General features: G+C 45.1%; 15 protein-coding genes. 6 read left to right on the top strand and 9 right to left on the bottom strand.

Annotated elements, in window-relative coordinates; genetic code table 11:
• Window positions 1-16 precede the first annotated feature (16 nt).
• Entirely contained in the window at window positions 17-679 is a 663-nt protein-coding gene (ung, locus tag ACFQ21_RS04390) for a uracil-DNA glycosylase (RefSeq protein ID WP_377575372.1), read from the top strand.
• A 108-nt stretch (window positions 680-787) separates the two neighbouring features.
• Here ung and lepB read toward each other — a convergent pair whose 3' ends face one another.
• From lepB to ACFQ21_RS04355, 7 genes are all read right to left on the bottom strand, one after another.
• The gene (lepB, locus tag ACFQ21_RS04385) at window positions 788-1,942 is read right to left on the bottom strand and encodes a signal peptidase I (RefSeq protein ID WP_377575370.1); all 1,155 of its coding nucleotides are present in this window, start codon (window positions 1,940-1,942) and stop codon (window positions 788-790) included.
• A 75-nt stretch (window positions 1,943-2,017) separates the two neighbouring features.
• On the bottom strand, window positions 2,018-2,725 hold the full coding sequence (gene dapB, locus ACFQ21_RS04380) for a 4-hydroxy-tetrahydrodipicolinate reductase (protein WP_377575367.1): 708 nt from the start codon (window positions 2,723-2,725) through the stop codon (window positions 2,018-2,020).
• Window positions 2,726-2,830: 105 nt separating this feature from the next.
• Window positions 2,831-3,424: a DUF5683 domain-containing protein gene (locus ACFQ21_RS04375; RefSeq protein ID WP_377575365.1), complete on the bottom strand. Its 594-nt coding sequence runs from the start codon at window positions 3,422-3,424 to the stop codon at window positions 2,831-2,833.
• A gap of 116 nt (window positions 3,425-3,540) precedes the next feature.
• On the bottom strand, window positions 3,541-4,491 hold the full coding sequence (locus ACFQ21_RS04370) for a ParB/RepB/Spo0J family partition protein (protein WP_377575363.1): 951 nt from the start codon (window positions 4,489-4,491) through the stop codon (window positions 3,541-3,543).
• A complete protein-coding gene (locus ACFQ21_RS04365) occupies window positions 4,488-5,261 on the bottom strand; it encodes a ParA family protein (protein WP_377575360.1) in 774 nt (257 codons plus the stop codon). The genes ACFQ21_RS04370 and ACFQ21_RS04365 overlap by 4 nt, the downstream gene beginning before the upstream one ends.
• A 218-nt stretch (window positions 5,262-5,479) precedes the next feature.
• A complete protein-coding gene (gene yidC, locus ACFQ21_RS04360; RefSeq protein ID WP_377575358.1) occupies window positions 5,480-7,321 on the bottom strand; it encodes a membrane protein insertase YidC in 1,842 nt (613 codons plus the stop codon).
• Between the two features lie 21 nt (window positions 7,322-7,342).
• A complete protein-coding gene (locus ACFQ21_RS04355; RefSeq protein WP_377575356.1) occupies window positions 7,343-8,965 on the bottom strand; it encodes a CTP synthase in 1,623 nt (540 codons plus the stop codon).
• Between the two features lie 377 nt (window positions 8,966-9,342).
• On the opposite strand from ACFQ21_RS04355, the gene ACFQ21_RS04350 reads away from it, so the two are divergent.
• From ACFQ21_RS04350 to ACFQ21_RS04340, 3 genes are all read left to right on the top strand, one after another.
• Window positions 9,343-9,891 (top strand): hypothetical protein, encoded by a 549-nt coding sequence (locus ACFQ21_RS04350; protein ID WP_377575354.1) that lies wholly within the window; start codon window positions 9,343-9,345, stop codon window positions 9,889-9,891.
• 165 nt (window positions 9,892-10,056) lie between these two features.
• The gene (locus tag ACFQ21_RS04345) at window positions 10,057-10,398 is read left to right on the top strand and encodes a hypothetical protein (protein WP_377575352.1); all 342 of its coding nucleotides are present in this window, start codon (window positions 10,057-10,059) and stop codon (window positions 10,396-10,398) included.
• Window positions 10,399-10,401: 3 nt separating this feature from the next.
• Window positions 10,402-22,095, top strand: coding sequence for a T9SS type B sorting domain-containing protein (locus ACFQ21_RS04340; RefSeq protein WP_377575349.1), 11,694 nt, complete (start codon window positions 10,402-10,404; stop codon window positions 22,093-22,095).
• A 103-nt stretch (window positions 22,096-22,198) separates the two neighbouring features.
• Here ACFQ21_RS04340 and ACFQ21_RS04335 read toward each other — a convergent pair whose 3' ends face one another.
• Window positions 22,199-23,197, bottom strand: coding sequence for an acyl-CoA reductase (locus ACFQ21_RS04335; RefSeq protein ID WP_377575346.1), 999 nt, complete (start codon window positions 23,195-23,197; stop codon window positions 22,199-22,201).
• A gap of 87 nt (window positions 23,198-23,284) precedes the next feature.
• Between ACFQ21_RS04335 and ACFQ21_RS04330 the strand changes: the two genes are divergently transcribed.
• A complete protein-coding gene (locus ACFQ21_RS04330) occupies window positions 23,285-23,641 on the top strand; it encodes a 4Fe-4S binding protein (protein WP_377575344.1) in 357 nt (118 codons plus the stop codon).
• 86 nt (window positions 23,642-23,727) lie between these two features.
• Here ACFQ21_RS04330 and ACFQ21_RS04325 read toward each other — a convergent pair whose 3' ends face one another.
• The gene (locus tag ACFQ21_RS04325; RefSeq protein ID WP_377575342.1) at window positions 23,728-24,633 is read right to left on the bottom strand and encodes a DUF58 domain-containing protein; all 906 of its coding nucleotides are present in this window, start codon (window positions 24,631-24,633) and stop codon (window positions 23,728-23,730) included.
• A 168-nt stretch (window positions 24,634-24,801) separates the two neighbouring features.
• Between ACFQ21_RS04325 and ACFQ21_RS04320 the strand changes: the two genes are divergently transcribed.
• Window positions 24,802-25,161: a DUF3276 family protein gene (locus ACFQ21_RS04320; RefSeq protein WP_377575340.1), complete on the top strand. Its 360-nt coding sequence runs from the start codon at window positions 24,802-24,804 to the stop codon at window positions 25,159-25,161.
• Window positions 25,162-25,360 lie beyond the last annotated feature (199 nt).

Here is a 25,360-nt window from a genome sequence, read left to right as displayed (position 1 = left end):
GCGTTTAGTTTTAGGCATGGATGTTAAAATTGCTCCCTCGTGGAAAACCAAGCTGGAAAATGAGTTTAGCCAGCCTTATTTCAACCAGTTAATTGAATTTGTTAAGCAGGAATACAAAACTCAAACCGTTTATCCGCCCGGAAAAGAAATATTTAAAGCCTTTGACGCCTGTGAGTTTAACGATGTTAAGGTAGTTATTATAGGGCAGGACCCGTACCACGGAGCCGGACAGGCCAACGGACTTTGCTTCTCGGTACGTGAGGATGTGCGTATGCCGCCATCGCTGGTTAATATCTTCAAAGAAATACAAAACGATCTACGAAAACCTATACCAAAGTCTGGCGACCTGACGCGTTGGGCTGAACAAGGTGTGTTGCTGCTGAATGCAACGCTCACGGTACGCGCCTCATCAGCAGGCTCACATCAGAATAAAGGGTGGGAATCTTTTACCGATGCGGTCATTAAAAAGATATCAGACGAAAAAGAGAATGTAGTATTTCTATTGTGGGGATCGTACGCTCAGAAAAAAGGAGAAGTGATCGATCGCAAAAAACATCATGTGCTGATGTCTGCACACCCATCACCCTTCTCAGCCGACAGAGGCTTCTTCGGCAACAAACATTTCAGCAAAACCAACGAGTACCTCCGCAGCAAAGGGCTGAAAGAAATTAATTGGTGAGTTTGGGTAATTAATTGGAAAATTAAAAGATTGAAAGATTACAAGATTGGGGATGCCCCTATATCTCTACGTAATCTTTCAATCTTCGAATATTACAATCTTCCAATCTTATTTAATGAGTTTGAAGAATCTGCTCCAGCGTACTTTGTGCATCATGCTTGCGTTACGGTCGATGGAAAGCCAGATGAAGAATGCCTTACCTACGATGTGATCTTCCGGTACAAAACCCCAGAAGCGTGAGTCAAGCGAGTTATGACGGTTATCACCCATCATGAAATAGTAATTCTGTTTGAAGGTATATTCGGTAACTTCTTTACCATCGATGAACAACTTGCCATTCTCAATCTTTACATCTTCGTTGTGATCATATAGCTTGATTGTTGTGCCGTATAGGGCCAGCGTTGAGTCATTGATAGCCAGTGTAGCGCCTTCTTTCGGTATCCAGATCGGTCCGAAATTATCCGTTGACCAATGGAAGTATTTTTTAGAGTTGCTTCCACCTGACCAATCGTAGTAAGTAGAGTAGGGGATTGTGCCATCCTCTTCGTTACGTTTCTCTACTTCTATACTTTGGATATAGGACAGTGCTTTTATTTCAGCAGCTTTTTTCTCGGTGATCCACATGATGTATACGAACTTGCCATCAGCCTGGCGTCCATATACCTGGTAATCCTCCGGACCAAGTTCAAGCTTCTCCAGGTTACGCTCACTGATCGGACCGTTTGATGTTACAAGGTAGCTGAATTGCATCTCTGGTGGGTTCGCTTCCGCTACACCGTTGATGAAAACCTGTTTGTCTTTAATCGTCAGGGTATCGCCTGGTATAGCAACACAACGCTTGATATAGTTTGTCTTGAGATCGACCGGGTAATCTTTACCTTCATTTAAACCAACCGGCGGTACATTGAAGACCACTACATCTTCACGTTTTACTTCGCTGATGCCTGGCAATCTATACTGTGGTAATTTTATCCACTCCAGATATGAAGGCACATTGGTAAACCAGATCTTCTGGTGTGTCAGCGGCACCTGCAGGGGAGTAGTTGTAGTGCGTGTTCCGTAATGGAACTTGCTCACGAAAAGAAAATCACCTACCAGCAAAGAGTTCTCCATAGAAGGCGTTGGAATGGTATAGGCTTCCATGATAAGCCAGCGGATAAGCGTGGCAGCAACAACGGCAAAGAGTATAGCATCCCACCACTCACGGGCTTTTGATTTTGGTTTTGCTTCGTTCTGTGATTTCTTCCAAAACTGCCAATTCATAATCGTATAACTGAATTTAAAACTTGTAAATAAAGAGAAAATAATTTGATCGTATGATTAGTCGCACGAAACCACCTAGAATTTCAGGTAGTCGTCCATGCTCAGCACACCTTTCTTGTTTTTTATCCATTCGGCAACCATCACGGCTCCTTTGGCAAAACCTTCGCGCGAATGTGCTATATGTTTGATCTCGATGTCATCGATCTGCGAAGAATACTTGACAACGTGCGTACCCGGTATCTGGTCGATACGGAACGACTGGATATACAAATCTTCACCTTTATCGGTGTCTTCATTTACCCAACCTTTTTTAGTTTTTACATGCTTGAGTATGCCTTCAGCAAGGGTAATAGCGGTGCCGCTGGGTGCATCTCTTTTTTCGGTGTGATGAATCTCATCCATACCAACATTATACTCATCAAACGCCCCGATCATTTTTGCCAGGTGTTCGTTGAGTTTAAAGAAGATGTTTACTCCCAGGCTATAATTGGATGCATAGAAGAACGCTCCATTCTTTTCGCGGCAAAGTTCTTCTATCTCCGGTTTTTGTTTCAGCCAGCCTGTGGTGCCACACACTACCGGTATATTTTTAAGAATACACTTCTTTACATTTTCGAATGCAGCATCGGGATGTGAGAATTCAATGGCTACATCGCCTTTTATGGTTTCAAATTCGTGTTGATTGTTTACGTCAATGCGGGCAGTAATGGTATGGCCTCGTTCAAGCGCCACACGTTCGATGATCTTGCCCATTTTGCCGTAGCCTAAAAGAATAATGTTCATACAGAGTCAATTGTCTGTAAAAATGCATTTTGTCTTTGGATTTCAAAGACTATCACCTAAAAATATGCCGTGGAAAATAGGGCCTTTAAAGATTAAGAAGACCTCCTAAAAACGAATCACCAATGAAAGGCCGGATTGCTTGCCCAGCATCATATTCTGTTCCATCATCGGTTCTATACTCACGCGGAGCTGAGGATTCAAGTCGAATTCTTTGAGGTGGGCATCTACGTGTGCGTCAACGATCTGCAGTAAATACATGGCGCCCATCATAATCAACCAGAAGTCGCGGCTGCGTTTGGCGCGGTCTACGGCTACGCGATAATTCTTGGTGGTATATACATCGCCCGGCCGTATATCAGAGTCAGCGTCATATCCATCTTCAAGGTTGGCAAAGAGTTTCTGTTTGTAATCGCGGTATAGGTCGTTGTAAAATACCATCGCATAGGTTGTTCCAAAAAAGCCTCCGTATACCAACGGAAGCTTCCAGTATTTTTTATTGTATATCTGGCCAAGCCCCGGAAGGACAGCAGCAAACAATAAAGCCTTACGCGGATTATAGCGTGATGCATACGACTTCAGCAAGACAGTGTCCTGACTTTCAACGATGAGGCTATCGCTTTCTGTTGCCACGGCAGTCTGTGCCTGTAACTGAAAGGTGAGCAAAAATGTAAATGCACTAAGTACGAACAGGTTCTTCATTGAATGTTGCCGCTTGAGGCAAAACAGGCACAAGTTACCGAAACATCGGAACAAGACAAGCAACGCTTCTGTACGAGTAAAAGGGTAGAGCAATCAGGTTAAAAAACCTGTATGCTTTACTCTGTACGGATCCTCAGAATGTCGAGCACTCGGTTCAGATCCTCTACTGAAAGGAACGGTATCTTGATTTCGCCTCTTTTACCATCGCTCTTCACTACAACACGAGTGCCAAAGTGTGATGATAGTTTAGATTGCAACTGAGAAATTTCTCTTGATGCCGGGTTATTGGCTTGCGCACTCTCCGGTTTTGCTACAGCAGTCTTCTCTGATACTTCGCGCACGAGTTCTTCTACTCTGCGAACAGAAAGATCTTCATCTAACGTTTTCTTGAATATATAGAGTTGTTGTTCCGGGTTCTCTACACTGATGATAGCACGCGCCTGACCCATAGAGAGTTTGTTGTCGCGTACGGCAATCTGTATATCCGGTGGAAGTTTTAACAGACGAAGGTAGTTGGTAACTGTAGTTCTGTTCTTGCCAACACGCTCGCCAAGTTCTTCCTGCTTCAGACTACACTCGGTAATGAGTCGCTGATAGCTTAACGCAATTTCTATAGCATTCAGGTTTTCACGCTGAATGTTTTCGATCAATGCCATCTCCAGCATCTGCTGGTCATCGGCTGAACGAATATAGGCTGGTATAGCTTTTAAGCCCGCGAGTTTCGATGCCTGAAAACGTCTTTCACCAGAGATCAACTGGTACTGGCGATCGGTGAGTCTTCTTACTGTTATAGGCTGAATGATACCATGTACAGTAATAGACTCGGCCAGTTCAATCAACGCTTCCTGGTCGAAATGTGTACGAGGCTGGAAGGGGTTAACTTCAATCTCGTCAACAGGTATTTCAGTTATACCACTCACCGGTATAGCTGCAACCGGAGCTGTAGTTATCGCTGCAGCTGAAACTCCAACCGGAATATCTACTTCCAATTTCTCATCAGCAGAACTGTCGCTTAGCAGCGCACTGAGTCCGCGTCCTAATGCTTTCTTCTTGTTGTTGGTACTCATTTAGACATGCCGTTTTTATCTAATACTTCGTGCGCCAGATTCAGGTAGCTTATGGCTCCTTTACTCTCTGCATCGTGAACGATGGCTGGTAAACCAAAGCTTGGTGATTCACTCAATTTTACGTTCCGTGGAATGATGGTATTAAACGTCATCTTCTGGAAGTGCGTACGCACTTCTTCTACTACCTGGTTTCCTAAGCTGGTACGTGAATCATATAACGTCAGCAGGATGCCTTCTATTTCAAGCTTGGGATTTAAACGTGTCTGAATAATCTTGATCGTATTCAGTAATTTTCCGAGACCTTCCAACGCGAAGTATTCGCATTGTACGGGAATGATAACCGAATCAGCAGCCGTAAGCGCGTTGATCGTGATCAGACCGAGCGAAGGTGAGCAGTCGATAATGATGAAGTCGTATTCATCACGAACAATGCCCAGCGCATCACGCATCTTTTCTTCTCTGCGTTCAATGTTTACCATCTCGACTTCAGCACCTACAAGGTCGATGTGAGAAGGTAGTACATCCAGAAATTTCAGATCGTTTTTTACAAGTGCATCTTTCGGATTCACACCATCTACCATGCATTCGTAAATGCCCTGCGTGATGTCTTTCGGATTAAGCCCCAAACCAGAAGTTGAGTTGGCCTGCGGATCGGCATCCACCAGCAGCGTTCTTTTTTCTAATACCGCCAGACTGGCTGCAAGATTGATCGCTGAAGTTGTTTTACCTACACCGCCTTTTTGATTTGCAATCGCAATGATTTTTCCCATCTAAGAATGACGTTTAAAAAATAAAAACCCGCCCGGGGGTCTTAACCAGGCGGGCACAAATATATGGGAAAACTTAAGTGAGCGTGGAACATCGTGGAACGGTTTATCCACAATCGTTGCACAATCCGTTAACAGTTCTTGAATGCCTGTTAATAGTTATTCATGAATATATTTAGCCTAAAGATTTGTTTGTAAATCACTTACCTCTCACTAAACAATTACTTACGCTTCTTTTTGTCATCTTCAGATCGTTTCCGTGCTTCCTCACTTGCCTTCATGGCTTCTTCAAGCTTCGCCATGAATTTGGATTTCTTACCACCACCGGCTGCATTCTTTTTCTTATTCTCTTCCATGATGGCGCGAATCTTACTTTCATCTACGAAACGTCTGATGATCGCCTGCTGCGCAAATGTTACCAGGTTCGATACGAAATAATAGAAGGTAAGACCGGCAGAGAATGAGTTCAGGAAGAAGAAGAAAATTACCGGCATGATATACGACATCGACTTCATCGGTCCTTGTACGGATGACAACTGATTGTTCTGCCAAGTATATATCAGTGTAGATATAGTCATGATCAGTGTAAATAAACTGATGTGACTACCAACACCGAACGGAATTATAAACGGTAATTGAATGAGTGAGTCGTATGTAGAAAGATCTTCTGCCCACAGGAAAGGTTGCTGACGTAACTCTATACTGGCCGGGAAGAGATAGAACATCGCGAAGAGAATCGGCATCTGCAACAATACAGGAACGCAACCACTGATCGGATTTACACCCACCTGCTGGTATAGCTTCATTTGTTCCTGCTGTACCTTTGTCATGTCTTCACCAACACGTTCCTTAATCTCGTCAAGCTCAGGCTTCAGTACTTTCATCTTCGCCATGCTCAGGTACGAGCGATAGGAGAGCGGGAACAACACAAGCTTCAGCAGAATTACCAGTATAATAATGATGATACCGTAGTTGGCTATATGTTGTGTGAGGAAATGGAATACCGGGAAGATTACAAACTTGTTGATCCAGTATACCGGTCTCCAGCCAAGGTATACGTTCTCTTTAAAGCGCTCGGATACATCTCCGATTACCTGGTAATCGTTCGGACCAACATAGAATTTGAAGTTGGCAGTACCGTCTGCCAGTGATTTCTTTGGTATAGAAAGTTTAATGGCTGCCTTCTCTACTACAGAAGAGTCGCTGGTGTTTACGATTGATTGTACTTCACCACCCGCGAAATTCGTTTTTGAAATGAAGGATGCCAGGAAGAATTTTTGTTTAACAGCAACCCATTTGACCGGAGTAGCAAATGCTTCTGTCTCCGTGCTGGTAGCACGTGCCGGTAATTCTCCGAACCCGTCTTCATCGGTATAGTATGTAATGGTGGTGTTATTACGTGTGTCTGTAAGATCTTTCTCTAATGGCTTCACGGTATAGTTCCATTGGAAATTCAGGTTTTCACCGGTGAGTTGTGTATCAAAACCTTTGCTTACAATCGAATAACTAATCTCATAACCGCTCTTTGGTATTTTATAGGTATGAGCAATGGAAGAACCGCTGCTAAGCGTTACTGTAAATGTTACTACGGTTGTATCACCTACATCCTTCTGATCAACCTGGTAGAATAAAGAGTACAGATCAATCTCTCTGCCTTGGTACTGGCTCAACAGTTTTAGTTCGCTTGCTTCGGAAGAAACAAGTTTCAGCGGATCGTTTACTTTTTTGCTATACTTCTGGTCGTAGGATTGGAATTTCTTCAGTTCCAGTTCTTTGATGGAACCACCTTTATTGCTGAAAGTAACTTTGATGTCAGCCGTTTCAATAACGGTTGGCGCTTCAGTGCCTTTCATAGCAACCGATATATCGCCATACGTTGCCTGAAGAACACTGTCGTCAGGAACAGAAGGTGCTGCCTGAACGGAATCTTTCTTTTCAGAAACGGATGGGCGTGTAGCCGTTACGTTAGGAGTAACCGGTTGTGGTTGTGGAGAGAACCAGTAGAAATATCCGATCAGTAAAACTGCAATTAAAGTAAGGCCAATAGCCGAGTTCCTATCCATTGTATTCTGTTCTTAATTCTGTTATTTATTTACCGACTTCTTGTGCTCCAGCGATGCTTCCACAAATTTTACAAACAAAGGATGTGGATTAAGCACCGTGCTCTTTAGTTCAGGATGATATTGCACACCTACAAACCACGGGTGATCTTTTAATTCAACTACTTCTACAAGACCTGAGTCCGGGTTAACCCCCGTTGCTTTCAAGCCCGCCTCTTCAATTTGCTCGAGGTATTTGTTGTTGAATTCATAACGATGACGGTGACGCTCTTCTATTAAAGACTCGCCATACGCTGCGTATGCTTTGCTGCCTTTCTTCAATTTGCAGTTAAAAGTTCCAAGGCGCATGGTACCACCTTTTATCGTGATCTTCTTTTGCTCTTCCATCATGTCGATCACCGGATTTTTTGTTTTCGGATTCAACTCGGTAGAGCTAGCTTCCAATCCCAAAACATTTCGAGAAAACTCCACGACAGAACACTGCATACCGAGACATATACCGAAGAACGGAATCTTATTCTCGCGCACATATTTGATCGCTTCGATCTTTCCTTCCAACCCACGTTCACCAAAACCAGGTGCTACCAGAATTCCATCGAGTCCGCGCAATACGGTTTCAACAGAATCTTTTGTGATGTCTTCCGAAGAGATCCACTTCACTTTTACTTTACAATCGTTACGTGTACCGGCATGTACAAATGCTTCTGCTATAGATTTATAGGCATCTGGTAACGAAACATATTTACCTACGAGTCCGACATGAACTTCATTTACCGGGTTCTTTAATTTACCCAGAAAAGATTTCCACTGATCGAGATTCGGTTCTTCCTTAGATTGTACTTTCAGTTTTGAAAGCACACGCTCATCAAGCTTCTCCTTTCTCATCAGGAGAGGTACATCGTAGATTGTCTCAGCATCCATTGCTTCGATAACCGAATTGATATGAACGTTACAGAAGAGCGCCAGTTTTTTTCTGATCTCTACCGGCAACGGCATCTCGGTACGACAAACGAGTATATCCGGCTGAATACCAGCTTCCAGCAATTCCTTAACAGAGTGTTGTGTAGGCTTGGTCTTCAGTTCCTTCGCTGCATTCAGGTATGGAATCAGCGTAAGGTGTATAACGATGGAGTGATTCGGAGGAAGATCGTACTTCACCTGGCGAACCGCTTCGATGAAGGGCAGTGATTCGATATCACCAACGCATCCTCCGATTTCTGTTATAATAAAATCATACTCACCGCTTTCACCAAGCAGGAATATGTTGCGCTTTATTTCATCGGTAATGTGGGGGATGACCTGAACGGTCTTTCCCAGGTATTCACCTTTTCGTTCTTTGGTGATTACATTATTATAGATTCTTCCGGTGGTGATATTGTTAGCCTGCGAAGTGCGAACGTTCAGAAAACGCTCGTAGTGCCCCAGGTCAAGATCGGTCTCCGCACCATCGTCTGTTACGTAACACTCACCGTGTTCATACGGATTAAGCGTACCCGGATCGATGTTGATGTACGGATCGAATTTTTGAATTGTGACCTTAAATCCCCGAGCCTGAAGCAGTTGCGCCAACGAAGCAGCAATGATTCCCTTTCCCAGCGATGACGTAACTCCCCCGGTTACAAAGATGTATTTGGCAGTAGATGACATAGATTAGTGAAGCAGCCTGAGTAAACCGGGTGCAAAGGTAGATTTTTCGGATAAATATTGAAGCCTATTATTCAAAGTTCGCCCGCTTTCATGGTCTTTACTCATTTTATTTTTTCTGCTCAGGCTTCTCAGCACCATGCACTCAAATTATAAATCAGGAACGAGCCGGATATTACACGGTAAAAGACGGTGCTGCCAGAATATTATTGTTTCAAAAATTTTTTGCAGGCAGGATAGAAGTGGGGAGCTGAGCTTTTCCGAGACTGTATTTTTAAGCCCGTCACGATGAATATCATACCTAAATTTTCAATTGAGAGCACAAGGGCTAAAGTGCTGATCAGTATTTTTTTCAATAATTTTACATAAATTTGTTTGTAATGAGGGATTTTCAGTTTTGGCTGTATGTGATTATAGGCGTCATCTACCTGTTAACCAGGTTAAAGAAGAAGCCTGAGCAGCCGAGTGATTTTCCTTCGAAGGGACCGGAGAAGCCGGTTCAAAAGTTTGAGCCACCTACTGCAAAACCATCTACTGCTGCATTACCCAAGCCGTTGACGTTCGAAGAGTTGCTGAAAGAAATTACAGAAGGCAAATCGCAGGAAACAACGAAGCCGCAGCAAGAGTATGTTGATTACGATGATCTGATTGAAGAGGAAGAAAAAGATCTTGAAGACGTTGACTATGACTATCGTAAACAGGATAAGATCTACGATGTATATGATGAAGGTAAGCGTGAGGCATTCAACAAACTTTCCCTGGAAGAAACGATGAAGGTGGACGACACGGTTGTGAGTTACGAACGATTTAAAGTGTTCGAAAAGCAACAAAGCCGTGACTTGGTCCAGGAGTATTTAGCAGACTTCAGAGATCCTGATGGATTGAAGAAGGCTGTCGTTATGGGTGAGATTCTACAACGGAAATTTTAATTTTTTAAGAAAATAGTACATACGAATTAAGGGAAGTTAATTTTTTGAACTGTACGAATTTTTTGAACTGAGTAGTGTAACCCCATCTTTATTCAATAAAGACGGTTACAATAATTTTTTGAATAATATTTAGAATATAGATTAATCCAACTCATCCTTAAAAAAATGAGAATTTCACTATTCTTCATTGTCTTACTTTCAATAGGTATATCCTTTGTAAGTCGGGCACAATCAACCTGCAAATCTTCAGTTAAGGTATCCTCTGTTCGCAACGGTATTAAAGTGAATGTTTCCGGTTCAGGAGAGTTCTCGGGTAAACTGATTCAATACGAAGGAATAAATGAAATCGTGGTGAAAGAGTTTTCTGGTTCAAACGCGAAGAGCTTTTTGTTTGAAAACCTTGCGACTGACAAGAGTTATGTAGTAAAAGTTGCCTTCCATAATGAGCAGGACTTCCTGTGCAGAAATAAAGTTTCAGAATTCATTGATCTAAAAGGAGGGAAATAATATATGCTGAAAACTCTTTACAAATATTTTTTAGCCTTAGCATTCCCACTAGTCTTATTATCGTCACACACGGCTATAGGCCAATGTTTAACAACAAATGTCTCCAGTCAGGATGTAAACTGTAACGGTGGTAACGATGGTCAGATTATCGTAACCGTCAATACTGGTGTGGCTCCTTATCGTTACGATTTATATTATGATGATAGCGGGTTAACACTCTTGGGAAGTGTAACGACATCCAGCACGTCTGTAACCTTTACAACAGGCAATGGTACGCTTACTGAACCGGGTGCAGAAACATTTGGTATTCCTGCCAATACTGGAGTAAGTCAATATAGAGTTATTGTTCAGGCCAGCGGTACTGGTAACATTGTCTGTGAACGTAAAACATCATTTGTTACTATAGACGAACCAACCAACCCACTGGCAATTACGGTAAACTCAATTAATCCCGATTGTAATCCGTCCGTGGGTATAGGTGAAGGTGACGTGAACATAACTGCATCAGGTGGTACATCGCCTTATACATTTTTATGGTCAGACGGAGCAACATCGGAAGACAGAACAGATATAGACGCGGGTACTTATTCAGTAACAGCAACAGATGCCAACGGATGCCAGACAACTATATCGGTTACTATACCAGTCGTAACACAAGCGAATGCAGGTGCCGATCAAACAGTTTGTGCCGATAATACAACACTGGCTGGTAATGCAGCAGGCACCGGAGAGATCGGAACCTGGACAGTTGTATCAGGAACCGGAACTTTCACAAATGCTAACTCACCAACTACTACGGTTGGTAATTTGTCTTTTGGGGCCAATGTATTTCGCTGGACTATAACTGATTCAGGACTTACCTGTTCGGGAACAACATCAACGGTAACCATTACAAGAAGTACGCCTGCATCGGTAGATGCTGGTGCACCTCAGACTATATGTAACGGAGGTTCCGCTACATTAGCCGGTGTTATTGGAGGTTCCGCCACCAGTGCAACCTGGAGCGGAGGTACCGGTACATTTTCTCCTAACAATGCAACTTTAAATGCTACCTATACGCCAAGTGCTGCAGAAATAACTGCAGGCACAGTGACGCTTACATTAACTACCAACGATCCACTCGGACCTTGTCCGGCGGTGAGTGATAACGTTGTTATTACAATCAATGCAACGGCTACGGTAGACGCAGGTCCTGCCCAAACGATATGCGCTGGTAACACAGTGACATTGGCAGGTACTTTTGGTGGATCGGCAACCGGTGTTTCCTGGAGCACTTCCGGTGATGGTACATTCAATAATATAACAAACCCGAATGCGATCTATACTCCGGGTGTAAATGACAGAACGGCTGGTACCGTTACATTAACATTATCTACGGATGATCCGGCAGGTCCATGTTTGCCAGCAACGGATAACGTAGTAATTACGATAAGTCCGGCAGCAACGGTTGATGCTGGTCCTGCGCAAACTGTATGCGGAAGCAGTACGGTAACATTAGCCGGTACGATAGGAGGTTCCGCTACATCAGCAACCTGGTCTGGCGGTACAGGAACATTTTCTCCTAATAATACAACGCTCACAGCAGTGTATACACCAAGTGCTGCGGAGATTACAGCAGGTTCTGTAACCTTAACCTTAACAACGAACGATCCTGCAGGTGCATGTCCGGCAGTTTCTGATAATGTTGTGATTACGCTGGATCCTGTAGCAACGGTAGATGCCGGCCCTGCACAAACTATATGTGCCGGAAGCACTGTTACATTAGCCGGAACTATTGGCGGAGCAGCGATCAGTGCAACCTGGAGTGGAGGCGCTGGTACATTTTCTCCGAATGCCAACACACTGACTGCAGTATATACACCTACAGCTGCTGAAGTTGCTGCAGGCACTGTAACCCTTACGCTTACTACGAATGATCCTGCAGGTTCATGTCCGGCAGCAACGGATAATGTTACGATTACCATTTCACCAGCCGCAACGGTGGATGCTGGTCCTGCACAAACTGTGTGCGGAAGCAGCACTGTAACGCTTGCCGGTACAATTGGTGGTTCAGCTACCAGTGCAACCTGGAGTGGCGGTACAGGAACATTCTCTCCTAATAATACTACACTCAATGCAGTATATACACCAAGCGCAGCTGAGATCACGGCCGGTACAGTAACGCTAACGTTAACTACCAACGATCCGGCCGGAGCATGTACAGCCGCTACTGATAATGTGACGATCACACTTGATCCGGTCGCAACGGTTGATGCCGGTGCAGCGCAATCTATATGTGCCGGAAGTACAGTTACTTTGGCAGGAACTATAGGTGGAGGAGCAACTACAGCAACCTGGAGCGGTGGCTCGGGTACATTCTCTCCGAACAACTCTACTTTAAATGCAGTATACACACCAAGCGCTGCGGAAGTGGCCGCTGGTACTGTAACGCTTACATTGACAACAAACGATCCTGCAGGTCTGTGTCCGGCAGCAACGGATAATGTTACGATTACTATTTCACCAGCTGCAACTGTTGATGCTGGTCCTGCGCAAGTAATATGCGGAGGAAGCACCGTTACCCTTGCCGGTACTATCGGTGGCTCAGCTACCAGTGCAACGTGGAGTGGTGGTACAGGAACATTTGCTCCAAATGCCAACACGCTCAATGCAGTCTATACACCAAGTGCTGCGGAAGTTACAGCCGGTACAGTAACGTTGACGTTAACAACCAACGATCCTGCCGGAGCATGTACAGCTGCTACGGATAATGTTACCATTACTATAAACCAGGCTGCAACGGTTGATGCTGGAACTGCTCAAACTATATGTGCAGGAGGTACTGTTACCCTGGCGGGAACTATAGGAGGTTCTGCTACCAGTGCAACCTGGAGTGGAGGTGCCGGAACGTTTGCTCCGAACAGCTCTACTTTAAATGCAGTATATACACCAAGTGCAGCAGAAGTTGCTGCAGGTACAGTAACACTAACCTTGACTACGAACGATCCGGCCGGCTCATGTCCTGCTGTATCGGATAACGTAACGATTACAATCTCTCCAGCTGCGACTGTAGATGCTGGTGCAGCTCAGACTATATGTGGAAGTGGAACAGTAACACTCGCAGGTACTATTGGTGGCTCAGCTACCAGTGCAACGTGGAGTGGAGGTACCGGAACATTTTCTCCGAATGCGACTACACTGAATGCAGTATATACACCAAGTGCAGCAGAAATTACTGCCGGTACAGTAACGCTGACGTTGACTACCAATGATCCTGCAGGAGCATGTACTGCAGCAACCGATAATGTGACTATTACTATTGATCAACCTGCTACGGTTGATGCCGGTACAGCACAAACTATATGTGCCGGTAGCACAGTTACTCTCGCAGGAACGATAGGAGGTGCAGCAACCAGTGCAACGTGGAGTGGTGGTACCGGAACATTTACTCCGAATGCTACTACACTCAATGCAGTATATACACCAAGCGCTGCAGAAGTAGCAGCGGGTACAGTAACCCTTACGTTAACTACCAATGATCCAACGGGTCTGTGTCCGGCAGCAACGGATAATGTTACGATCACTATTTCACCAGCCGCAACAGTGGATGCGGGACCAGCACAGGTAATATGCGGTGGAAGCACCGTTACCCTCGCAGGTACAATTGGTGGCTCAGCTACCAGTGCAACGTGGAGTGGTGGTGCCGGAACATTTTCTCCGAATGCAACTACACTGAATGCAGTATATACACCAAGTGCAGCAGAAATTACAGCGGGTACCGTAACGTTGACATTAACAACGAATGATCCAGCGGGAGCATGTACGGCCGCTACAGATAATGTAACAATCACAATAAATCAACCTGCCACTGTTGATGCCGGTACAGCACAAACTATATGTGCCGGTAATACAGTAACACTCGCAGGTGTTATTGGAGGTTCAGCTACCAGTGCAACGTGGAGTGGCGGTACAGGAACATTTGCTCCGAATGCCAACACACTGAACGCTGTATATACACCAAGTGCTGCAGAAGTTACAGCGGGTACAGTAACGTTGACATTAACTACCAACGATCCTGCAGGAAGTTGTCCGGCGGTGAGCGACAATGTAGTGATAACCATTACTCCCGCAGCAACTGTAAATGCAGGACCTGACCAAAGTATATGTGCGGGTAACACCGTAACACTGGCCGGTACAATAGGTGGTTCTGCTACAAGCGGAACCTGGAGTGGCGGTACCGGAACATTTGCTCCAAACGCTACTACGCTGAACGCAGTCTATACACCGAGTGCTGCAGAAGTTACAGCGGGTACAGTAACCTTAACGCTTACAACGGCCGGGCCATGCGCAGTTGTAACAGACAACGTAACAATTACAATCAATCCTGCTGCTACTGTAAATGCGGGTCCTGATCAAAGTATATGTGCTGGTAATACGGTAACACTTGCAGGAACAGTGGGCGGATCTGCTACCGGCGGAACCTGGAGCGGAGGCACCGGAACATTTGCTCCGAATGCGACTACACTGAATGCTGTTTATACTCCAAGTGCTGCAGAAGTTACAGCCGGTACGGTAACCTTAACACTTACAACGACCGGGCCATGCGCAACACTAACGGATAACGTTACCATTACAATCAATCCTGCCGCCACTGTAAACGCCGGACCTGATCAAACGATTTGTGCAGGCAATACGGTAACACTTGCCGGTGCTATAGGAGGTTCTGCTACGGGTGCTACCTGGAGTGGCGGCACCGGAACATTTGCTCCGAACGCTAACACACTCAATGCAGTATATACACCAAGTGCTGCCGAAGTTACAGCCGGTACAGTAACCTTAACGCTTACAACGACTGGGCCATGCGCAGTAGTAACGGACAATGTAACGATTACCATCAGTCCGGCAGCTACGGCAAATGCCGGACCTGATCAAACGATATGCGCAGGCAGCACAGTAACGCTGGCAGGATCTGTAAGTGGTGCTGCTACAGGAGGTACCTGGAGTGGTGGCACAGGAACATTTGCTCCGAATGCTAACACGCTGAATGCAGTATATACACCAAGTGCCGCGGAAGTATTGGCAGGTACAGTAACGTTGACATTAACAACGACTGGTCCATGCGCAGCGGGAACTGATAATGTAGTAATTACGATCAACCCTGTCGCTACTGTTGATGCAGGTACAGCACAAACAATTTGTGCAGGCGGTACTGTTACCTTAGCGGGTACGATAGGAGGTTCTGCAACATCGGCTACATGGTCAGGTGGTACCGGAACATTCAATCCGAACGCTAACACACTCGGTGCAGTATATACTCCGAGCGCAGCAGAAATTGCCGCGGGTACAGTAACATTAACATTAACAACGAACGATCCTGCCGGACCATGCGCAGCGGTAAGTGATAACGTAACCATTACCATTAGCCCTGCCGCCACTGTAAATGCCGGACCTGATCAAACTATATGCGCAGGTAATACGGTAACGCTGGCCGGATCAGTAGGTGGCTCCGCTACAGGAGGAATCTGGAGTGGAGGAACCGGAACATTTGCTCCAGACGCCAGCACGCTCACCGCAGTATACACGCCAAGTGCTGCAGAAGTTACAGCCGGTACGGTAACCCTGACGCTTACAACTACGGGCCCGTGCTCTACATTAACAGATAATGTTGTAATCACCATTAGTCCTGCAGCAACGGTAACTGCCGGTCCTGATTCAGCTATTTGTGCTGGTAGTTCAATAACATTGGTTGGTGCAGTTGGTGGCGGAGCTACAGGAGGAATCTGGAGCGGAGGCACCGGTACATTTACACCAAACAATACAACATTAAATGCAGTCTATACACCGAGTGCTGCAGAAGTTACAGCGGGTACAGTAACCTTAACACTTACTACCAGCGGACCTTGTGCACCAGTAAGTGATAACGTAACCATTACCATTAGTCCTGCCGCAACCGTGAATGCGGGTGCAGACCAGAATATTTGTGCGGGTAGTACAGTTACGCTGGCAGGTACTATTGGAGGTTCTGCATCATCGGCTACATGGTCTGGTGGTACAGGCACATTCGCTCCGAACAATACAACACTCAATGCTATATATACTCCAAGCGCAGCCGAGATCGCTGCGGGTACAGTAACGTTGACATTAACTACCAATGATCCTGCGGGAGCATGTACAGCAGCAACGGATAACGTAACGATTACTATAGATGACGCTGCCACTGCAAATGCAGGTACAGATCAGGATATATGTTCAGGTGGTGCAGTAACGCTGGCCGGATCGGTTAGCGGATCTGCTACAAGCGGAACCTGGAGTGGCGGTACCGGAACATTTACTCCGAACGCCAGCACGTTGAATGCAGTCTATACACCAAGCGCAGCGGAAGTTGCTGCAGGTACGGTTACACTTACATTGACTACAAATGATCCTGCAGGTTTATGCGATGCAGGTACAGATGATGTGGTGATAACAATCAATCAGGCTCCGACTGCAGCGAACGCAGGTCCTGATCAAACGGTATGTGGTCCTGCTACATTAGCAGCCAATAACCCGGCCGTTGGAACGGGGCAGTGGACAATCGTAAGTGGTACAGGAGGAAGCTTTGGAGATATTGCCGATCCTGCAACAACATTCTCAGGTACAGGAGGTACTACCTATGTATTACGTTGGACAATCACCAACGGAACCTGTACAGCAAGTTCGGATGATGTGTCCATTACATTTGATGTCAACACGCCAACAACAGCAAACGCTGGCCCTGACCAATCTATATGTAACACAACCACTACACTGGCTGCTAACACAGCGGTAGTAGGTACAGGAGCATGGAGCATCGTGAGTGGTACAGGCGGAAGCTTCGGAAACGCAGCCAGTCCTACCAGTACATTTACCGGTACTGCCGGAACTACCTATATATTACGCTGGTCGATAAGCACAGGCGGAAGCTGTGTGCCAAGTACAGATGATGTAACTGTTGCTTTTGAAGTAACTCCTACAACAGCGAATGCCGGTACAGATCAAAGTGTGTGTGCTTCAACAGCAACGCTGACTGGCAATACTGCTACCATCGGTACAGGCACCTGGACAATTATAAGCGGTACCGGTGGAAGTTTTGCGGATGATAATGATCCGGCTACTGTGTTCACAGGTACAGCAGGACAGACATACGTTCTTCAGTGGACAATCGCGAACTCATGCGGTACATCTTCTGATCAGGTAACAATTGAACTGGAAGCTGCTCCGACAACAGCAAATGCAGGTCCTGACCAAACCGTTTGTGGTCCTGCTACATTGGCGGCCAATAGCCCGACCGTTGGAACAGGTCAGTGGACTATAGTAAGTGGCACGGGAGGAAATCTTGCCGATGATGCAGATCCTGCAACAACCTTCACAGGTACTGCCGGCACTACCTATGTACTTCGCTGGACAGTCACCAATGGATCATGTGCACCAAGTACAGATGATGTGTCGATTACCTTTGATATCAATACTCCAACAACAGCAAACGCTGGTCCTGACCAATCCGTGTGTGGTACATCTACACCACTAGCAGCAAACACTGCGATTATAGGTACAGGACAGTGGACTATAGTAAGTGGAGCAGGTGGAAGCTTTGGCGATGATGCAGTTCCTACAACTACTTTCACAGGTACAGCAGGAACCTCGTATGTATTGCGCTGGACGATAACCGGATCATGTGCAACTACCTTTGATGATGTTGAAGTTGTATTTGAACAAGCTCCTACACCAGCGAATGCAGGTCCGGATCAAACCGTTTGTGGTCCTGCTACATTAGCAGCAAACACACCGGCAATTGGTACGGGTCAATGGTCAATTGTAAGTGGAACAGGTGGAAGCTTTGCAGATGATACAAATCCTACAACAACATTCTCTGGTACAGGTGGTACTACATACGTAATCCGCTGGACAATCAGCAACGGATCATGTACACCAAGTACAGATGATGTATCTATAACTTTCGATATCAATACACCGACTACAGCCAATGCGGGTCCAGACCAGTCGGTTTGTAATACATCAACAGCACTCGCGGCAAACAATCCGGTAGTGGGTACTGGTGCATGGAGTATTGTGAGTGGAGCAGGTGGTAATTTTGGTGACGCATCAAGCCCTACCAGTACATTTACCGGTACAGCAGGTACTACCTATGTATTACGTTGGACAATCAGTACAACAGGAACGTGTACACCAAGCACAGACGATGTAACGATCACATTTGATATTGCACCGACTGTAGCGGATGCCGGCCCTGATCAAAGTGTATGTGCTACCACCGTTACATTGGCTGCGAACACAGCTGCAAGTGGTACCGGTACATGGACTATAGTAAGTGGTACAGGCGGAAGCTTCGCAGATGATAATGATCCTGCGACAGTATTCACCGGTACAGCAGGACAGACGTATGTTCTTCAGTGGACCATCGCGAATACATGTGCGTCAACATCCGACCAGGTAACAATTGAACTGGAAGCTGCTCCGACACCTGCCAATGCTGGTCCTGACCAAACTGTATGCGGTCCTGCTACATTAGCAGCGAATGCACCAGTGGTAGGTACAGGTCAGTGGACAGTAGTAAGTGGAACGGGTGGTGTCTTCGCAGATGATTCAAGTCCGACAACAACATTCTCCGGTACAGGTGGAGCTACTTATGTAATCCGCTGGACAATCACAAACGGATCTTGTACAGCAACATCCGATGATGTATCCATAACATTTGATATCAACACACCAACAACAGCAAACGCTGGTCCTGATCAGGCTATATGTAATACTAGTACCACACTGGCTGCGAACACAGCAGTTGTAGGTACAGGAGCATGGAGCGTGGTGAGCGGAACAGGTGGAGTATTTGGTGATGCATCAAGTCCTACCAGTACATTTACCGGTACAGCAGGAACTGCTTATGTATTACGTTGGACAATCAGTACGACCGGAATCTGTACACCGAGCACCGATGACGTAACGATCTCGTTTGACGTTACGCCTACAGTAGCGAATGCAGGTGCCGATCAAACCGTATGTGCTACAACTACAACCTTAGCTGGAAATGTGGCGACTATAGGAACCGGTACATGGACTATAATAAGTGGTACAGGTGGAAGCTTCGCAGATGACAATGATCCGGCAACAGTATTCACCGGTACAGCAGGTCAGACTTATGTTCTTCAGTGGACCATCGCGAATGCGTGTGCTTCAACATCCGACCAGGTGACAATTAAACTGGATGCTGCTCCTACAGTAGCCAACGCAGGTCCGGATCAAGGACTTTGTGGCGTGTTTGTAACAACGCTTGCTGCGAATAGCCCGACCGTTGGAACCGGTGTATGGACCATAGTAAGTGGAACCGGTGGAGTTGTAATTAACCCGCTGAGCCCTACATCTCAATTTGTAGGGGTAGCTGGTAACTCCTATACATTACGCTGGGTAATTACCAACGGCTCGTGTACGCCAAGTACAGATGATGTAGTGATTAACTTCTCTGCATCGCCAGTGGCTACCAGCCCGGTTACAATATGTGTTAACAACCCTGCACCGGTATTAACAGCAACCGCTCCGGGAGCAACAAGCTTCAAGTGGTATCTGTTTACGGCACCGGCTACCAGAACACTTCTGGCAACAACAACGACAGGAACCTTCACACCAGGTGCTGAGTTAATTCGCACAGCTCCGGGAACCTTTACTTATGAGGTTACAGCGGTATATGCTTGCGGTGAAAGCCCTGCCACTCAAATTGTAGTGAACGTGTCGAATACAGGTTCATGTGCTGGTGGTACAGGTAACTGCGCTACGGTTAAGATCACACCGAACCCGAAACCGGCTACATGTACGTTGTCGAATGGTTCAGTGACCTTTACGATTGATCCGCTTGTTCCGGCAATCAACAACGAAGGTGTGATTATTCGTATCGATGGTGTTTCAAGTACAAACCTGAACATCACACGTACAAACTATAATGATACAACCTTCCTGAATCTGCCAATGGGTACCTATACCTATACTATAGTATATGGTGATTCAAGCTGTATCAAGCCGGGAACATTTACGATCGATCAATCCGGAACAGTAGGCACGCCAGTAGCTTCTAATATAGTACAGCCGGTTTGTGCCGGTACACCTACAGGGGCACTTACCTTGAGTGTTGCTGGTGAAGCTGGTAATTTACTCGAGTGGTCATTGGATGGAGTCAACTGGACATCATTTACGGCAGGCAGCCAGATAACCGGTATACCGGCAGGTGCTGCGCCTACCTTTGAAGTTGTAATCAGTGTGAGACGAAATGCTTCTGATCCGTGTAACGCGGCTGTTACCGTGGTGATGCAGGATGCTAACCCTGCTATCAACGCAACATTTGATATTACGTCATCAACTTGTAACGGTAATGATGGTGCGATCACAAACATAACGGCATCAGGTGGTGTAGGTGGCCCTTATCAATATTCATTGGATGGAACTACATTCCAGACGGATAATGAATTCACAGATATATCAGGCGGTTCCTATACACTTACTGTGAAAGATAATATAGGTTGTGTGCAGACCTTTACAGCTGCCGTAACATTCCCTGGCTTCATCGACTTCACAACGTCTGTTGTATCTGCAACTTGTACGAACAACGGATTGAGCGGTAAGCTTGCGATCAGATTCAATGATCCTGGAACATACCAGGCAGGTATCAGTGCAGATCCTTTGGTTGAACCAACGAAGTATAGATCCTATACAACGTTCGATCCTTCCAACGATGTGCCGCTTACATTCGATTCATTAGGAAGAGGAACGTACTATGTATTTGCGAAAGGTGCTTCTGCACTGTGCGCTACAAGACAAGGTCCGTTCACGATCGATGGAGTATATGCACTTACATTCGATATCGTTCCAATCTGTAATGACAATGAAGTATCGATAGCGTTGACAAATATTACAGGCGAACCTGGAACACCATTTGAGATTCAGGTATTCAAGAAGTTTACAAGTACTGCGATGGAAACTACTCCGGTTGCTTCCATACCGGTAACAAACAGTGTGCTCCTCGATTACGATGATCATACGTTCCTGCAACTTCCGGATGAATACCAGATCCAGATAACACAGGTACAGTCTTCATCATTCTGCTTGTTGTCTTCTGAACTGGTTGACTATAAAGTAACACCTCATCTCTTCGCACAGGTAGGCGTTACCAGCGAGTCTTATCCGGATATACTTACGGGTAAAATGCAGGTGACCCGATTTACCGGAGGTCAGATACCATACGAAGTCCGTATTGAGCTCGACTCAGCTTCAGTAGGTGGTCAGGCATTTCAGACGGATTGGGAAGAAGTATTGCTTAACAATAATCTACAGTACGAGAAAAACTATAGCAACATTCCGGCAGGTCGCTACAATGTTCAGGTACGTGATTCGATCGGATGCGTGATTGAAGTTGTAGGGCGTGTGCCGCTGGATACAGACATCTATATACCAAACATCTTTACTCCGAACGAAGATGGTTCAAACGATGTGTTCTTCATTCGTAATTTGCCAGATGCAGACGCGAAGCTTGTCATTACCGATCGTTGGGGTAAACAGGTATACTCAACAAACAGCTACCAGAATAACTGGGATGCAGAAGGAGTGTCCGATGGTATATATTTCTACCGCCTCAAGATAGCCGATGGATCTGCTATAACCGGTTGGGTTGAAGTACTTCGTGGTGCGAAGCCTTAGTAAACATAGCGTGTATAATTAAAACAGAAACACCGGGCTTAATAGTCCGGTGTTTTCTTTTTGTGGAGGTTGTGAATTCTGGATATATACTTGAAGCTATCCATTATAGATTCGTGAGGAATTTCAACGTATCAACGCCATCTGCATAATCCCACAAATCAGGATACTGTGCTTTGCCGAATGGTATAGCATGATTTCCATTGCCTACAATACACTGGATCTTGTCTTTAGCCTCCGTTAACTTTTTTGACAAGTCTGCTTCATCGGTATACCGTTCATAGTAGACAACTGAGATAGGAGAGACCATCCTGGCATTTTCATGAAGCATAACAAAACCATTATCCAGAAAAGGAATCAGATTTATCAGCATGATGGATTTCTGGTAATCATAATTGTTGCAGTATTTATGATGATTAATAATAGGCTGATATACTTCCCACGTTGAAAATAGTTTGTTGAATGAATACCCGGCCGGTACAAGAAGCTTGGATATATTTCTGCATCCTAATCCGAAGTAACTGAATACATCTATGCCGAGTGTTCTTAAGTCATCTTCACTTTCATTTCCGTGAAGTATAGCAACAGATGTTCTGTTCTTGCGAATGATGCTGGGATATTTACCAAAGTAGTAATCGAAGTAGCGCGCGGAGTTATCACTGCCCGTAGCGATCACGGCATCAAAATTCCTGAGCTGCTCTGCCAACTCGATCTTATCACGAAATGCAGGTTCAATGTCGTTCAGTTTTTGAATAACAAACTTCAGCAATACCGAATCTTTGGAACTTGGTTTTATCAGGGCGTTGTTCCCGCTGATCAGCACCGAAAGCAGGTCATGAAAACCAACGAGTGGTATATTTCCGGCCAGGACAAGTGCAATTTTTTTAGATTGATCACGTAAGTTGTAGGAAGAAACCCATTGCTCTAGTCTTTCCTTCTGTAGTAATTTTATGATACCATCAATTGCCATACGAACGTTCTCTTTGGTAAACCAGGGATTTTCGCGGGCAACCTGCTCGGTTAACGTTTGAAACTCAGCGTCATCTATGTTTTTTAATGTTTGTCCTAGTAAACTAAAAGCATTTATTCTTACATGTGCATTCATCAGTTGTAAACTTTTATGGAGACGTGTCCGTTTTATGGATGTTTAGATTATTTTTGTATTGGTAAACGGACCAAAATTAGATAAAGCATGGCAATAATTATTACGGACGAGTGCATCAACTGCGGTGCATGCGAACCGGAATGCCCCAACACGGCGATCTACGAAGGCGGCCGCGAGTGGAATTGGGCCGGGGGCACTAAATTGGAAAAAGTAGAATTGGAAGACGGTTCGGCAGTAGATGCTAAGGACTCACAGACTCCTGTGTCCAATGAATTTTATTATATCGTTCCTGGAAAATGTACGGAATGTACAGGCTTCCATGAAGAACCTCAGTGTGCGGCAGTATGTCCTGTAGATTGCTGCGTGCCTGATCCTGACTACGTAGAAACGAAAGAAGAACTGCTCGCGAAGAAAGCCTGGCTTCATCAGGAAGTTGCAGCGTAGTGAATGGTTATCCGTTAATCGTTATCAGTTAGTCGTATCGGAATGTAGCGACTACGTTAATAACGATTAACGGTTAATGAATTACATCATCTCATTTTTGCTCGCTTAATCAGATATGTCTGAAGAACTCCATTGAAGTCGCTTTGAACATCGGCTTCAATGAAGTCTATTTTATACTGATTGCAGCGCATCTTCAGTGCTTTGTGAAATTGATCAGCTTCCTCTCGGTAAGATTGTTTGATGTCTGCAGGATTTAGTTTCAGACGATCGCCGGTTTCAAGATCAATGAATTCCATCGGGCGATCTTCAAAGTTAAAGAGTAACTCTGTCTGGTTATCCATCACATGGAATACGATTACCTCGTGTTTGTTATGCTTCAAATGCTGCAGTGCTTTAAAGAGATCATCGGTACTCTCTTCAGAGTCAAACATATCACTGAATATAATTACCAATGAGCGCTTGTGAATCTTCTCAGCGATCTCATGAAGAACTTTAGCCACTTGCGTTTTAGTCTGCGCAGGCTTTCGATCTTCGAGATCATTCAATAACCGCAGTAATTTATCGAGGTGCGTAGGTGATGATTTTACCGGAGTGAGTTCGTGAATGGTATCTGAGAACAAACACAATCCCACGGCATCCCGTTGGCGATTCAATAGATAAGACAGTGCTGCGGCCGCATATTTACTGAACCGGATTTTTGCCCGAGAATCTGCCGGATAGAACATGGAAGCTGATACATCCAGTGCGATCAGGCATCGAAGGTTCGTCTCCTCTTCATATCTTTTTGTAAATAACCGATCCGTGCGCGCATATACTTTCCAGTCGATATGCCGTGTACTCTCTCCTTCATTGTAGAGCCTGTGTTCGGCGAATTCAACCGAAAAACCGTGATATGGTGACTTATGGAGTCCCGTAATAAAGCCTTCTACGAGCTGATGTGCGAGAAGCTCGAGGCTGCTGTTTTGGTTAATTTGATTAAGGTCTGCCTTCACGTATTTGGAAAAGCCGAATATTGTTGATTATTTGGAGATAGTAAAGCTTTATTAGCACTATAAACCGAAATCGTTAACGAAATAGTATTTGGTTAGTTTGGAATGAATGACCAAAGTACTAACTTAGTTGGAACCAAACTTGAACCTAACCCTAAAAACTGAAGGATTGTGGAAGAGAACAAGCAAAACGGCAGAGACGAAATTTACTCAGCGAAAGTAAAGGCCGGAAAGAGGACGTATTTCTTTGATGTGAAATCGACTCGCTCGAATGATTACTATCTCACGATAACGGAGAGTAAGAAACGCTTTAAAGAAGATGGTTTCTCCTACGAGAAGCACAAGATCTTTTTGTACAAGGAAGACTTTAATAAATTCCTGGAAGCTTTGACAAACACAGTAAATCACGTGAAGAATGAATTGATGCCAACCGTGGACTTCAGTCAATTCGATCACATGCATGAAGCTGAAGAACCAGCAGAAGCTTCTTCGAAGCCCTCAACGTTAGATACAGAACTTAAATGGGATTGATTTTTTTACCTAACCCGACCTATACCTAACTGAAAGCCCTTCATGAATATGGAGGGCTTTCGTTTTTTAAAGTAATTTCATTTGCATATCTCAATCTGTGTGTAGCTACTCCGTTGTGTAAATCAATACATGCGTTCTCTTGCTGATAATCTCGTTGAAAAAAGTCTCCCTAAAGGTTACATTCCCTCAAGGATCATTA

The sequence above is a fragment of the Ohtaekwangia kribbensis genome (genome assembly GCF_042676245.1).
GTDB classification, from domain to species: Bacteria; Bacteroidota; Bacteroidia; order Cytophagales; family Cyclobacteriaceae; genus Ohtaekwangia; species Ohtaekwangia kribbensis.
This window is presented reverse-complemented; position numbering and strand designations above follow the sequence as displayed.